The organism is Actinoplanes sp. NPDC051851, assembly GCF_040681165.1.
Taxonomy (GTDB): Bacteria; Actinomycetota; Actinomycetes; order Mycobacteriales; family Micromonosporaceae; genus Actinoplanes.
Genome location: NZ_JBFAYF010000048.1, coordinates 26,351 through 40,140, shown reverse-complemented (window position 1 = coordinate 40,140; position 13,790 = coordinate 26,351). Strand labels below are relative to the sequence as shown.

Genomic DNA, 13,790 nt, shown 5'->3' with positions numbered 1-13,790 from the left:
TTCTGGCTCGGGGGTTCAAAGCCGGCTTCGCGATGTCAGAAGTGTGCCATGAGCATCCTGTACTCCCCCTGAGTGGCAGAACTTTGACATCGAAGACTCGGAGGTCTCCGCGTGTTTCTAGGGGCAACGCAGCCTGATCGATGCGTCGGCTACAGAGTTGGAACAGTCAAGAAATGTCAGAGCAATGACTCGCGACCAGTCTGCTCTCACTAGCGGCAGCCGGTGGCACGGGGCGGGGACCCGGGACGGCGGCGGCTCGCCCTGGACATTTCATCCGCACGATCCGTCGTGCCACGACCCCGGCGTCACGCCCCTTTTCATCAGGAACGGAGTTCTCACATATGTCCGATTCCAGCAAGCGGATGCGCGCGCTCATGGCTACGGGCGCCCTCGGGACGACCATGGCCCTCGTGCTCGCCGGCTGTGGCGCCCGGGCCGGTGACGAGACGGCCGACGCCGGGTCGTCCGCGGCGGCCAGCTGCGTCGACACGTCCGGAGACACCGTCAAGCTCGGCTTCCTGAACTCCCTCACCGGCGGCATGGCGATCTCCGAGAAGACCGTCTCCAACGTGCTGCACATGGCCTCCGACGAGATCAACGCCAGCGGCGGCATCCTCGGGAAGAAGATCGAGTACGTCCAGGAGGACGGCGCCACCGACTGGCCGACCTTCGCGGAGAAGACCGAGAAGCTGCTCACCCAGGACTGCGTCGCCGCGATCTTCGGTGGCTGGACCTCGTCCTCCCGCAAGGCGGTGAAGCCGGTCGTCGAGAAGCTCAACGGCCTCTTCTTCTACCCGGTGCAGTACGAGGGCCTCGAGTCGTCGCCGAACATCTACTACACCGGCGCGACCACCAACCAGCAGATCATCCCGGCGATGGACTTCCTCGCCTCCAAGGGGGTGAAGACGCTCTTCCTCGCCGGCAGCGACTACGTCTTCCCGCGTACCGCGAACGCGATCATCAAGCTCTACGCGGCCAAGCTCGGCATCAAGATCGTCGGCGAGGAGTACGTGCCCCTCGACAAGGACGACTGGACCAGCCAGGTGGCGAAGATCGTCGCGGCCAAGCCCGACTTCATCTTCAACACCATCAACGGCTCGTCGAACGTCGGCTTCATCAAGGCGTACTACGACGCCGGCCTCACCCCCGCGAAGACGCCGATCATCTCGGTCTCGATCGCCGAGGAGGAGGCGCCGGCCATGGGCCACGAGGTCACCGGGAACTACGCGTCCTGGAACTACTTCCAGTCGCTCAAGACCGACACCAACCCGAAGTTCATCGAGGACTGGAAGGCCTACCCCAACAGCAGCGGCGTCACCTCCGACCCGATGGAGGCCGCCTACATCTCGCTCTACCTGTACAAGGCCCTCGTCGAGGCGGCCGGTTCGTTCGACGTCGACAAGGTGAACGCCGCGGCGAAGACGAACACCATCACGTTCGACGCGCCGGAGGGCACGGTCACGCTCGACGGCGAGAACCACCACATCTCCAAGCCGGGCCACATCGGACAGATCAACGCCGACAACCAGTTCGACATCGTCTGGTCCTCCGACGAGTTCATCAAGCCCGACCCGTACCTCGAGGCCTACGACTGGTTCCCCGCGGCCGTCCGCGAGCAACTGGTGGCCGCAGCGGGCTGATCGCCCTCACCCGGACGCGGGGTCGTGTGTCGCCCGCGGCATACGACCCCGAACCCCTCTGTCATAGAGAGCGAGAGCACGTGGACGCACTGATCGCACCGCTGCTGAACGGCAGCGCACAGGGTGCGCTGCTCCTACTCGCCGCGCTGGGCCTATCGCTCACCTTCGGCCAGATGGGCGTGATCAACATGGCCCACGGCGAGTTCCTCATGATCGGCGCCTTCGCCGCCTACCTCGTCCAGCAGGTCATCGCCGCCAGCGATCTGTCGATCCCGGTCGCGCTGCCGGTCGCGTTCGTCGTCGCGGGCCTGTTCGGCCTCCTGCTGGAGGTCACCATCATCCAGTGGATGTACCGCAGGCCCCTCGACACCCTGCTCGTCACGGTCGGTGTCAGCCTGATCCTCCAGCAGGCGGCGCTGCAGATCTTCCCGTCCCAGGGCGTACCGGTGGAGAAGCCCGGCTGGCTCGACGGGCAGTTGACCGTCCTCGGCTACGACTGGCCGCTGCGGCAGGCGTTCACCATCGTGCTCGCGGCCGCCTGCGTCGCCGCGCTGGCGGCCTGGCTCAAGTACACCTCGTTCGGCCGCCGCATCCGGGCGACCGTGCACAACCGGGACCTCGCCGAGACCTCGGGGATCTCCACCCGCACCATCGACCGCCTCACCTTCTTCACCGGATCGGGACTGGCCGGGGTCGCGGGCGTGGCCGCGTCGCTCATCGGCGGCACGAACTCCCAGATGGGCGCGCAGTACATCATCCCGGCCTTCCTCGTCGTGGCCGCCGGTGGCATCGGCCAGCTCAAGGGCACCATCATCGCCGCGTGGGCGGTGGGCGTCGCCCTCTCGTACTTCGCCTACTGGACGACCGGCAGCCTGGCGCAGGTGTTCGCCTTCATCCTCGTGATCGTCTTCCTGCAACTACGCCCTCAGGGCCTGTTCACGGTGCGAACCAGGAGTCTGGTATGACCAAGCTGAAGCCATGGATCTCTCTCGGCGGCATCGGGGTGTTCGCCGTCCTGCTCCTCGCGGTCGCTCCGCTCGTGCTCGACGACCACTGGCTCAACAACCTCGGCAAGTACTGCTGCTGGGCCATCGCCGCCGTCGGCATCGGCCTGGCGTGGGGCCGGGGCGGGATGCTCGTGATGGGGCAGGGGGTGTTCTTCGCCCTCGGCGCCTACTCGATGGCCATGCACCTCACGCTGGAGACCGCCGGTGACAGGATCCCCGGGTTCATGGTGCTCTACGACCCGCTGGCGCCGCTTCCGGCGTTCTGGGAGCCGTTCCGCAGCGCGGGGTTCACCCTGCTGGCGATCGTGCTGCTCCCGGTGGTCCTGGCCGGCATCCTCGGCTACGCGCTGTTCAAGCGGCGCGTCAAGGGCGCGTACTTCGCGATCCTGACGCAGGCGCTCGCCGTCGCGCTGGCCACCCTGATCAGCTCCACGATCCGCGAGACCGGGGGCGACACCGGGCTCAGCGACTTCAAGTACTTCTTCGGTTTCGTGCTGAACGACCCGGCGAACAGGCTGATGGTCTACCTCATCGCGGCCGCGCTGCTCATCGTCTGCCTGCTCGCGGTCTGGCAGCTCTACCGCAGCCGCTTCGGTGAACTCCTCGTCGCCACCCGGGACGCCGAGGAGCGGGTGCGCTTCCTCGGCTACGACCCGGCCAACGTCAAGCTCGTGGCGTTCGTCGTCTCCGCGCTGATGGCCAGCATCGGCGGAGCGATGTTCGTGCCCATCGTCGGCATCATCACTCCGGCCGAGATGGGCGCCGCCGCCTCGATCCTCATGATCGCGGGCGTCGCCTTCGGCGGCCGCGCATCGCTCTTCGGCCCCGCGCTCGGCGCGATGGCGGTCGGCTGGGGGCAGTCGAGCCTCGGCTCGACCTGGCCCGACGGCTGGACCTACATCCTCGGCCTGCTCTTCATCGTCGTCATCCTCTTCCTGCCGAACGGGCTGTCGTCGCTGCCGGCCAGGTTCGCCGCCGCGCGCCGGAGCCCCGGCCCACAGCCCGCCCCGGCGATCGTCGCCGCAGAGCTCGAAGAGGTGCGGTCATGACCGGTGCTTCGCTCGTCGTCACGGACCTCCGCGTCGAGTTCTCGGGCTTCGTCGCGGTCGGCGGCGTCTCCTTCGACGCGCATCCCGGCGAGGTCCGGTTCCTCATCGGACCGAACGGTGCCGGCAAGACGACCTGCATCGACGCCATCACCGGGCTGTCCAAGGGCACCGGGTCGGCGAGGCTCGGCGAGAGAGAGCTGCTCGGTAGGCAGGTGCACAGGATCGTCCGCCTGGGAGTCGGCCGTACGTTCCAGACCGCGAGCGTCTTCGACGAGCTCTCGGTGCTGCAGAACCTCGACATCGCCGCCGGACGCCACCGTCGCTCGGCCGCACTGCTGCGGGCCCGGCGCGGCGTCGACGCGTCGATCGAGCAGGCGCTGGAGGAGACCGGACTCGCCGGTGAACTCGCCACGCCGGCCGGCGTCCTGTCGCACGGCCAGAAGCAGTGGCTGGAGATCGCGATGCTGCTCGTACAGGACGCGAAGGTGCTGCTGCTCGACGAGCCCGTCGCCGGCATGAGCCAGGACGAGCGCACCGCGACCGGTGAGCTTCTGCAGCGCGTCGCGGCGAAGCGCATCGTGCTCGTGGTCGAGCACGACATGGACTTCATGCGCCGCTTCGCCACCCGCGTGACGGTGCTGCACCAGGGCCGGGTGCTGTCGCAGGGCACGGTGGCCGAGGTGCAGGCCGACCCCAAGGTGCAGGAGGTCTACCTCGGCACCGCGGGCGCCGCCACCACGGCCGCCATGGCGGCCGTGCCCGAGAAGTCGACGGAGGACTGACATGCTGGAGCTCACCGACATCGAGGCCGGCTACGGGCGCACGCGGGTGCTGCACGGCGTGACGGTGCCGTCCGGCAAGGTCGTGGCCGTGCTCGGCCACAACGGCGCCGGCAAGACGACCCTGCTGCGTCTCGCGATCGGCCTGATCAAGCCGTCGAAGGGCCGGGTGTTCTTCGACGGCGAGGACATCACGGCGCTCGCCCCCAACCGGCGCGTCGCTCGCGGCATGGCGTACGTGCCGCAGGGTCAGCAGTCGTTCGGCCACCTCACGACGCTGGAGAATCTCCAGCTCGTCGCCGACGGGCGCCGGGGCGGCAAGGGCCTCATCGAGGCGCAGATGGCCCGCTTCCCCGCGCTGGAGAAGTTCGCCACCCGGAAGGCGGGCCTGCTCTCCGGCGGGCAGCGTCAGCAGCTCGCGATCGCCCGTGCCCTCATCACCGAACCGAAGCTGCTCATCCTCGACGAGCCGACCGAGGGTATCCAGCCCACGATCGTCGCCGAGATCGAGCAGACCATCATGCAGCTGGCCGGAGAGGGCATCAACGTGCTGCTCGTCGAACAGCACATCGGCTTCGCCCTCGAGGCCGCCGAGCACTACGTCGTGCTCGCCTCGGGCCTCGTCACCCAGACCGGAGAGGGTGGCAAGACCGCCACCTCCACCGTGCGAGCCGCCATGGCGATCTGAGCCGCCATGACCCACACCCGCAATGTCGTCGTAACACCGGACAGCGAGGATTCCCCAACGCAAGGTGCCTTAGGGGATGCCACTGTGTCGACGTACAACGCGCGCGCGGCCGCAGAGGACAGCCTGGAGGACTACGCCTTCCGCTATGTACCGCGCACCTTCCGGCGCTGGAGCGCGGCCTCCATCGGTGCGACCGCCCTCGGGTCCATCGCGTTCCTCGCCGACTTCTCGATCGGCGCGAGCATCGGCATCGACCACGGCACCCCCAACGCCGTGCTCGGCATCGTGTTCGCGTCGGTCATCATCGTCATCGTCGGTGTACCCGTCGCCTACTACGCCGCCCGCTACAACCTCGACCTCGACCTCATCGCCCGCGGCTCGGGATTCGGCTACTACGGCTCCATACTCACGACCGTGGTCTTCGCGGGCTTCACCTGCATCTTCTTCGCCCTGGAGGGCGCCATCATGGCGCAGGGGCTGCAATTGGCGACGGGGTTGCCGCTCTGGCTCGGCTATCTCATCTCGACCGTCGTGGTGATCCCGATCGTCATCTACGGCATGCGTGCGCTGGAGCGCCTGCAGTTCTGGACCACGCCCCTGTGGCTCGCCCTCGCCCTGCTGCCGCTGCTCTGGATCGTCGTCTCCGACCCCGAGGCGGTACGCGCCTTCACGGCGTTCACCGGCAAGTCCGACGGCTCGATCAGCTTCGGTGCCGTGGTCTCGAGTGCGGCCGTGTGCTTCGCCCTCACCCCGCAGCTGGCGGAACAGATCGACTACATCCGCGCCATGCCGCCGCGCACGCGGTCGAACGCCCGCTCGTGGTGGACGTCGTTCGCGTTCGCCGGCCCGGGCTGGGTCGTCTTCAGCGGCACCAAGCAGGTGATCGGGGTGTTCCTCGCCGTCTACCTCCTGGTGAAGGTCGAACCCGCTCTCGGGCACCAGGCGACCGAACCGGTCAAGCAGTTCGTCGTGATGTATCAGACGCTCGTCCCCGATTGGCTCGCGATCGGTCTGGCCCTGGTGCTCATCGTGGTCGCGCAGGTGAAGATCAACGTGACGAACGCGTACTCGGGCTCGCTCGCGTGGTCGAACGTCTTCACCCGGGTGGCGAAGCACTACCCGGGTCGTACGATATTCGTGCTTTTCAATCTTTTGATCGCGTACGTGCTCATGATGCTGGACGTCTTCACCCTCATCTCCTTCGTGCTGAGCCTGTACGCGAACGTCGTCATGGCGTGGCTCGTGACGATCGCCACCGATATCGCGATCAACAAGTGGGTGCTGCGCATCTCGCCGCGCTTCCCCGAGTTCCGCCGCGGCATGCTGCACGACTGGAACCCGGTGGGGCTCGTGTCGGTGGGGCTCGCCTCGGCGCTGTCGCTGCTCGCGTTCGCCGGGCTGCTCGGCGCCGCGGTCAAGCCGTTCTCGGTGCTCATCGCGATCGGCGTCGCGTTCGTGGCCACGCCGGTCACGGCCCTCGCCACGCGGGGGCGCTACTACCTGCGCCGCCGTTCCGACGGCATCGACTCCCCCCGGTTCGACGAGGACGGCAACCCCTCCGGCGAGCGGCTCCGCTGTCACGTCACCGGGTACACCTTCGAGCGGCCGGATATGCTGGCCTCGGCCGAGAGGGGACCGCACGGCGAGGTGCAGTACGTCTCGTCGCTGGCGCTCGCGCTCGACGACTCCGATCGCTACGTGCTCCCGCCGGAAGTCACCGGGCCCCCGCGCTGGGCGGCCGCCCGCAGGGCATCCCAACGACGGGGGGAGACGTGATGGAGGAGCCGGTCGACACGGCGACCGCGATTCTCGCGAGCGCCGCGGTGCTGCTGCGCGAGCGCACCTTCGACGACATCTCCTATCGCGCCCTCGCCGACGAGGTCGGCATCTCGGAGCGCACGATCTACCGCCAATATCCCACCCGCGCGCACCTGCTCGCCGCCCTCTCGAACTGGATCGAGCAGACCTACTATCCGCTGCCGCCGTTCGTGACGGTGTCCGATTTCCGCGCCGCGGTGCACGAGCGCTTCCGCGCCTTCGACGCCTCTCCCGCCTACGCCTACGTCGGTGCACGGGCGTCCGCGATCTCGCCGACGCTCGATGCCGAGCCCGCCTACATCACGCGGGCGATCGAGGCGATGCTCGAGGTGGCGGCGCCGACGCTCAACCGGCGGGATCGGCGGCGGGTCGCGGCATCCCTGCGCTACTTCTCGTCGGCGATGTTCTGGGCGCGCCTGCGCACCGGCTTCGACATGGATGCCGGTGAGATCTGCGACGCGTTCGATCACGCCGTGGGCAGCGTGCTCGCCCGGCTGCTCGACACGACGTGGGCGGCGAGATGACGCGTGGGCGGCGAGATGACGCGTGGGCGGCGAGATGACGCGTGGGCGGCGGGATGACGTGGGCGGTGACATGACAGGGTCGGCGGCCGTTCCGGCGCTGAGCGGCACGCAGGTGGCGATCCTCGCCGCCTACGCCGAACTGATCGAGGAGCTCGGCAGCGACGACGTGTCGAACCGGGTCATCGCGCGCCGGGCCGGCATCGCCGAGCGCACGGTGTTCCGTAACTACCCCACGCGGGTCGACCTGCTGCTGGCGACCGCGGCGTGGATCGAGGCGACGGTGTTCGCCCGCGAGGAGTCGCACTCGATCTTCGACATCCCCCTCGCGATCCGCGACGCGATGCAGCGGTACGACGCACGGCCGGAGCTCGCGCACGTCGTCGCCGAGACGGCGATGCGGGGCGTGAGCGGCGCGGCGCCGTCTCCCGGCCGGGCGCAGCTCGAGCGGCTGCTCGACGCCGAGGTGCCCTCCCTCGACGCGCCGCAGCGCCGAGCGGTCGTCGCGGCGCTGTCGCACCTCGACTCCGTCGGGGCCTGGGTGACGTTCCGCCGCGAGTTCGGGATGGACCGGCGGGACATCGCCGACGCCGCCGCATGGGCCGCGGAGGCGGTACTCGACGGCATCCGCGACCGCGTCGCCCCGTAGCGGGCCCGAAAGCCCAGCGCGCTCACGGCAGTTGGGTCAGGACATCGAACTCGACACCGCGCGCCTCGGCCAGGTAGATCCGCTGGTTCACGTGCCGCTCCCGCAGCCGCAGCAGCCCGCGCGGCCCCTCGTAGGAGATCGACTCCGCGTTCGCCCCGATCGCCCGGACGTCCGTGCCGCCGGCCCGCTCGACCAGGGTGGCGAGCAGCTGGACGCCCTCGTAGCAGGACTCGCCGAGGCTGCCCAGCGGCGGCGCCTCGGGGCCGAACCGCGCGGCGTACCGGCCGTGGAAGTCCAGGTTCTCCGGGGTGATCATCGAGGCGAAGAAGCCGGCCGTGCTGAACAGGTCACGGGTGGCCGGTGCGCCGCTGGCCAGCAGCATGTTCTCGTCCATCAGCGTGCTCAGCCGCAGGCAGCGGCCGGCCAGCCCGGCCCGCCCGAACGCCCGGTTGAAGCGGACCGCGTCCATCCCGACCAGCAGCATCAGCACCGCGTCGGCGGAGGAGACCTCGATCCGGCGCAGCGTCTCGGAGAAGTCGCCGGTGGCGAGCGGGACGAAGCTCTCGCCGACCACGTGCAGGCCCTCGGCGGCCGCGTACCGGCGGACGGCACGGGCGGTCCGGCGGGGCCAGACGTAGTCGTTGCCGACCACGTACCACCGGCGGGCGCAGCGTTCCCGGGCGATCAGCCGCATCGCCGGGAAGAGCTGCACGTCCGGGGTCTCGCTGGTCAGGAAGACGCCCTCGGCGTGCTCGCCGCCCTCGTAGAGCGCGGTGTAGACGTACGGCACCCGGCCGGCGAGCCGGGGCGCCACCGCCTGCCGGACCGAGGATATGTGCCAGCCGGTCACGCCCTGCACCGTGCCGCCGTCGACCAGAGCGCCGACCTCGGCGGCGACCGCCCGCGGGGGAGCGCCGCCGTCGACCGGGATCAGCCGCAGCTCGCGCCCGAGCACGCCGCCGGCCCGGTTGACCTCCTCGGCGGCGAGCTGCGCGCAGAGCTCGGCGCTCGGCCCGAGGATCCCGGCGGGACCGCGCAGCGGCACCACCAGGGCCACGTCGAACGAGCGGGACATGGCCCTCATCGTCCGCCAAGCGAGGCTGGATCTGAAGCATTGATTGGGTAACATCCCGACGATGCGGGATCCCACGGATCTTCTGTACCTGCTGACCCGGGCCGAGCGGCTGCTCGCCCGGCGGCTCTCCGCCATCCTCGACGCGGAGGGCTCCTCCCTCGACGCGTGGCGGGTGCTCACGCTGCTCGCCGACTCGGGCCGTTTCATGACCGAGCTCTCCGAGCGGGCCTTCCTGCCACCGGGCAGCCTGACCCGGCTCGTCGACCACCTGGTCGAGGAGAACCTGGTCTACCGCCGGGGCGACGACCTGGACCGGCGCCGGATCAGGGTGCACCTGACCACCCGTGGCCGCCGCTTCCATCAGCGGGTGGCGGAGGAGATCCAGGCCGGGCTGGCGGGTGTGCCGGTGGACGACGGCGACCGGGAGCGGCTGGTGGCCACCCTCACCGGCCTGGCCGAGGCGCTGGAATGTAGCCCGGGTCATATTCTCGCCGTGCGGCAGAGCGGCTAGCTCACCAAACGGAAGCGCTCCCACGAGCGCATTCAAAAGTGCGCAATCGTCGATACACACTGTTCTCCTACGGTCCGGCGGCATGAGACGCGCTTCCGCGGCGATCGCGGCCGGCCTCGTGCTGGCCGGCCTGACCGTCACACCCGCCTCCGCCGGCGGCCATCACGCCGGTACCGATGACACGCCGAGACGCATCGTCGAGTCGCTGGACCGCGGCCTGGTCGCGGTGCCCGCGCAGAACGGTGGCACCTTCCTGAGCTGGCGCCTGCTCGGCACCGAGTACGGCACCGACATCGCCTTCAACGTCTACCGGGGATCCCGGCGCCTGAACGACCGCCCGGTCACCGCGTCGACCACCTTCACCGACACCACCCGGGGCACCGGCGCGTACACGGTCCGCGCCGTGGTCCACGGCCGGGAGCAGGGCGCGAGCGAGGCGGCCCTGACGCCCGGCGACATCCCGCTCGCCGACGCGCCCGGCTACTACGTGCAGCACGCCTGGCCCGGTGACCTGGACGGCGACGGGCGCTACGAGATCGTGGTGTCCCGGCTCTCCTACGCGCTGGACCAGCCGAACTACCTGGAGGCGTACACCCTCACCGGCGAGCGGCTGTGGCGGGTCGACCTGGGGTCGAACTCGTACGTCCGGCAGGGCGGCGTGGCGGCGAACGACCCGCCGCTCGCCGCGATCAGCGGGTACGGCGACGTGGCCGGGTACCGCAACGACGACAACGTCACCGTCTACGACCTGGACAGCGACGGGCGGGCCGAGGTCGTCGTGAAGACCGCGAACGGCACCACATTCGCCGACGGCGCCGTGGTCACCTCGGCGAACCCGCTGGACCAGTTCGTCTCGGTGATCGACGGTGCGACCGGCGTGGAGCGCGAGCGCGTCCCGGTCGCGGACGACTTCACGGCCGACGGGCCCTCCGGCGGGCAGTACGGCGTCGGGTACCTGGACGGCGTACACCCGAGCCTGATCACCAAGCAGGTGACCCGGATCGGCGCCAAGCGCGGCGACTTCCGGGTGCTCTTCGTGGCCTGGGACTTCGACGGCCGGGACCTGACCGAACGCTGGACGTTCGTCCGCGGCGCCGACCAGGGCACCAGCTTCCACCAGCTGCGGATCGTCGACGTCGACCAGGACGGCACGGACGAGATCGCGGACGGCAACTACGTGGTCAACAGCGACGGCACCTTCCGGTACGTGGTGTCCGAATCCGTTCACGGCGACCGGTTCCAGATCGGCGACCTCGACCCGAACCGCCCGGGGCTGGAGGGCTACGCGATCCAGCAGACCGAGGGCGGGATCTTCACCGACTTCCCCTGGTACTACTACGACGCGTCGACCGGCGAGCGGCTGATCACCGGGTCGCATCCGGACGTGCCGCAGGACGAGACGCTCTGGGACGTCCCGCGCGGCACCGCCGCCGACATCGACCCGACCCACCCGGGCTACGAGTTCTGGGCCGCCACGGCGAACGCGGACCTGCCCGGCGCGGGCGTGTGGAACGTGGACGGCACGCAGCTCTCGAAGACCACCCCGAGCGTGAACTTCCGCATCTGGTGGGACGGTGACACCGGCTCGGAGCTCCTCGACAACACGTACGTGGAGAAATGGAACTGGAAGTCGCAGACCAGCGCCAAGGTCTTCGAGCCGTCGGGCGTGGTGTCGTCGTGGCGCAACGCGGTGCCGTTCTACGGCGACATCCTCGGCGACTGGCGGGAGGAGTACCTGGCCGAGACGGCGGACCACACGGCGTTGCGGATCTTCACCACGAACATCCCGACGTCGACCCGGCTCTACACGCTGGCGCACGATCCGGCGTACCGGCTGGGCTGGACCGTGCGGGGTTACCTGCAGTCCACGCTGACCGATTTCTACCTCGGTTTCGGGGGTAGGGCCCCGGCCCGGCCGAAGATTCAGACCACCGCGCAGGCCGGGAACGCCTGGCAGGTCCTCGCCTACGACAATTTCACGAAGGACACGGACAAGTGGTCGGCTGAGTTGCAGAGCGGCGGGACCGTGGCGGCGGCGGACGGCGTGCTCGACGTCGACGTGCCCGGCGGCGCGAGCGTCTGGTTCAAGCAGGAGCTGGAGGGCCCCTACGAGATCGAGTACACCGCCACGCCGGTCGACGCGGGAGGCGCGAACGACCACGTCACCGACCTGAACTCGTTCTGGAGTGCGCGCGACTCCCGCTCACCCGACGACGTCTTCGCCACCGAACGGCACGGTGCCCTCGCCGAGTACGACTACCTGAAGACCTACTACGTCGGGCAGGGCGCCAACCTCAACACCACCACCCGGTTCCGCCGGTACGTGGGCGAGGCGGGCAACCGGCCGCTGATCTACGACTACACCGAGCCGCGGATCTCCGGGAACGTCCCGGTGCACGTCCGGATCGAGGTGTCCGGGTCGCGGATCCGGTACTGGAGCGACGACCAGCTGGTCTTCGACTACACCGACCCGGACCCGTACACCAGCGGCTGGTTCGCCTTCCGCACGGTCGCCAGCCACTTCCACATCCAGGACTTCACCGTCTGGCGTCCGCCCACCGCGGCATGAGGGAAGGGGGCCGGTCGGCCCGGCCCCCCTTTCGGTGTCGTCGGCGCCGCGGCCATCGCGGTGTTCGACGTGGACGGTGTGGTCGCCGGCGTCCGGCACCGGCTGCGCCACATCGAGAAGCGCCCGAAGAACCTGAGGCCTATCCGGCCAGCAGGCGGGTCCACTCGCGGAGGAAGGCGGCGCCGCGCGGCCAGAACCGGAAGACCGCGGCGAGCAGCCAGCAGGCCACGCCGAGCATCATGAGCGGCTTGACCAGGGCGCTGAGGTACGGCTCCCAGAGCGCGCCGGGTGCGTCCGGCGGGAGCGGGCTCTGGGGGCGGAAGAGCATCTCGGTGACGGCGAGCGTGGTGATCAGCTGCAGCACCGAGCCGGCCCGGCCGAGGGTGCGGGCGACGCCCTTCTCCGGGTGACGGGTGAAGCGCAGCGCGATCCAGCCGCCGAGCAGCAGCCCGGCGACCCAGCCGACCAGCGCGAGCACCCGGGCCAGGGACGGCTCCGGGCGGAAGAACGTGATACCCGGGGTGGGCTGGTACTCGTGACTCCGGTAGATCATCATCGCGATCGGGCCGCGGCTCGCGGTGACCCAGTCGGCCGTGGTGTTCGCCCCGATCGTCCAGCCGGAGCGTTCCAGAGTGGACCGGGCCGCGCCGAGGTCGGGCGTCGCGCCGAGGGTGAGCCAGACCGCGCCGGGGTCGTACTCGTCGTAGCCGAAGAACGCTTCGCCCGGCAGCGGGTCCATCTGCCCGAAGAGCACGTCGAACCGCTCGATCCCATCGACCGGCAGGCCGGGGAGGATCTCGGCGGCGATCGCCGTGGCCCGGTCGTCGGTGGGCAGATCGGGGGCGCCGCGCCAGCCGAGCCACGCGCCGGCCGCCGCGGTCATCGCGCCGAAGGTCAGCGCCACCAGCAGCACGGCGGCCCAGCGGCGCAGACGGGGGACCGCACGGTGCCCGGTGTGCTGGGCGTCGGTGGCGAGGATGGACATGCGCGAACCCTAGACGAACGGTCAGCCCGGCTGGAAGCGCCGTACGAACCGTCGCTGCCACGGCGTCTCGACGGCGTCGCGGTGGTAGTTCGCGCGGACGAACGCGACCGCCTCCTCCGGCGGCACGCCGTCCAGGATCGCGAGGCAGGCCAGCGCGGTGCCGGTGCGGCCCCGGCCGCCGAAGCAGGCGAACTCGACCCGTTCCCCCTCGGCGCGGTTCAAGGCTTCGAGCAGGACCCTTCTCGCGTACGGCGGATCCGACGGCAACCAGAAGTCCGGCCACCGGATCCATCGTGTCGTCCACCCGAACTCGGGCGGCGCCGAGCCCAGCAGATAGATCCCCCAGCTGGGCGGATGCCCGGACGGCATCGGCCTGCGGAGTCCCCGGCCGCGCACCAGCCGTCCGGACGGTAACCGCAGTACACCGGCCCCGTCCGGCTCCCACCCGGAATATTCGGTCATGCGGCGAAACGCTACCGCGTAAGGTGCACTCCTTGTG

At 69.8% G+C, this 13,790-nt stretch carries 13 protein-coding genes; 10 read left to right on the top strand and 3 right to left on the bottom strand.

The features are described from left to right. Positions 1 to 341 precede the first annotated feature (341 nt). The 8 genes from urtA (at position 342) to AB0M08_RS34690 (ending at position 8,151) form a co-directional block, all read left to right on the top strand. The gene (gene urtA / locus AB0M08_RS34725) at positions 342 to 1,640 is read left to right on the top strand and encodes an urea ABC transporter substrate-binding protein (protein ID WP_364502806.1); all 1,299 of its coding nucleotides are present in this window, start codon (positions 342 to 344) and stop codon (positions 1,638 to 1,640) included. An 80-nt stretch (positions 1,641 to 1,720) separates the two neighbouring features. Continuing rightward, positions 1,721 to 2,605 (top strand): urea ABC transporter permease subunit UrtB, encoded by an 885-nt coding sequence (gene urtB / locus AB0M08_RS34720; RefSeq protein ID WP_364502803.1) that lies wholly within the window; start codon positions 1,721 to 1,723, stop codon positions 2,603 to 2,605. Then, the gene (urtC, locus tag AB0M08_RS34715; RefSeq protein ID WP_364502800.1) at positions 2,602 to 3,696 is read left to right on the top strand and encodes an urea ABC transporter permease subunit UrtC; all 1,095 of its coding nucleotides are present in this window, start codon (positions 2,602 to 2,604) and stop codon (positions 3,694 to 3,696) included. Before urtB ends, urtC begins: the two co-directional genes overlap by 4 nt. After that, complete coding sequence (urtD, locus tag AB0M08_RS34710; protein WP_364502797.1) at positions 3,693 to 4,478, top strand: urea ABC transporter ATP-binding protein UrtD; 786 nt, start codon at positions 3,693 to 3,695, stop codon at positions 4,476 to 4,478. The genes urtC and urtD overlap by 4 nt, the downstream gene beginning before the upstream one ends. Before the next feature lies 1 nt (position 4,479). Further along, positions 4,480 to 5,163, top strand: coding sequence for an ATP-binding cassette domain-containing protein (locus tag AB0M08_RS34705; RefSeq protein ID WP_364502794.1), 684 nt, complete (start codon positions 4,480 to 4,482; stop codon positions 5,161 to 5,163). 84 nt (positions 5,164 to 5,247) lie between these two features. Next, entirely contained in the window at positions 5,248 to 6,939 is a 1,692-nt protein-coding gene (locus AB0M08_RS34700) for a hypothetical protein (RefSeq protein WP_364502791.1), read from the top strand. Next, positions 6,939 to 7,505: a TetR family transcriptional regulator gene (locus AB0M08_RS34695; RefSeq protein ID WP_364502788.1), complete on the top strand. Its 567-nt coding sequence runs from the start codon at positions 6,939 to 6,941 to the stop codon at positions 7,503 to 7,505. The genes AB0M08_RS34700 and AB0M08_RS34695 overlap by 1 nt, the downstream gene beginning before the upstream one ends. A 70-nt stretch (positions 7,506 to 7,575) precedes the next feature. Next, positions 7,576 to 8,151: a TetR/AcrR family transcriptional regulator gene (locus AB0M08_RS34690; RefSeq protein WP_364502785.1), complete on the top strand. Its 576-nt coding sequence runs from the start codon at positions 7,576 to 7,578 to the stop codon at positions 8,149 to 8,151. Between the two features lie 22 nt (positions 8,152 to 8,173). Here the strand turns inward: AB0M08_RS34690 and AB0M08_RS34685 are convergent, their stop codons facing one another. After that, positions 8,174 to 9,226: a substrate-binding domain-containing protein gene (locus tag AB0M08_RS34685; protein ID WP_364502782.1), complete on the bottom strand. Its 1,053-nt coding sequence runs from the start codon at positions 9,224 to 9,226 to the stop codon at positions 8,174 to 8,176. 61 nt (positions 9,227 to 9,287) lie between these two features. On the opposite strand from AB0M08_RS34685, the gene AB0M08_RS34680 reads away from it, so the two are divergent. Both AB0M08_RS34680 and AB0M08_RS34675 read left to right on the top strand, forming a co-directional pair. Beyond that, positions 9,288 to 9,737 (top strand): MarR family transcriptional regulator, encoded by a 450-nt coding sequence (locus AB0M08_RS34680; RefSeq protein WP_364502779.1) that lies wholly within the window; start codon positions 9,288 to 9,290, stop codon positions 9,735 to 9,737. Positions 9,738 to 9,819: 82 nt separating this feature from the next. Next, on the top strand, positions 9,820 to 12,306 hold the full coding sequence (locus AB0M08_RS34675) for a DUF6250 domain-containing protein (protein WP_364502776.1): 2,487 nt from the start codon (positions 9,820 to 9,822) through the stop codon (positions 12,304 to 12,306). Positions 12,307 to 12,445: 139 nt separating this feature from the next. Here the strand turns inward: AB0M08_RS34675 and AB0M08_RS34670 are convergent, their stop codons facing one another. Both AB0M08_RS34670 and AB0M08_RS34665 read right to left on the bottom strand, forming a co-directional pair. Then, on the bottom strand, positions 12,446 to 13,291 hold the full coding sequence (locus tag AB0M08_RS34670; RefSeq protein WP_364502773.1) for a hypothetical protein: 846 nt from the start codon (positions 13,289 to 13,291) through the stop codon (positions 12,446 to 12,448). 21 nt (positions 13,292 to 13,312) lie between these two features. Next, the gene (locus tag AB0M08_RS34665; RefSeq protein WP_364502770.1) at positions 13,313 to 13,753 is read right to left on the bottom strand and encodes a protein phosphatase; all 441 of its coding nucleotides are present in this window, start codon (positions 13,751 to 13,753) and stop codon (positions 13,313 to 13,315) included. Positions 13,754 to 13,790: the final 37 nt, after the last annotated feature.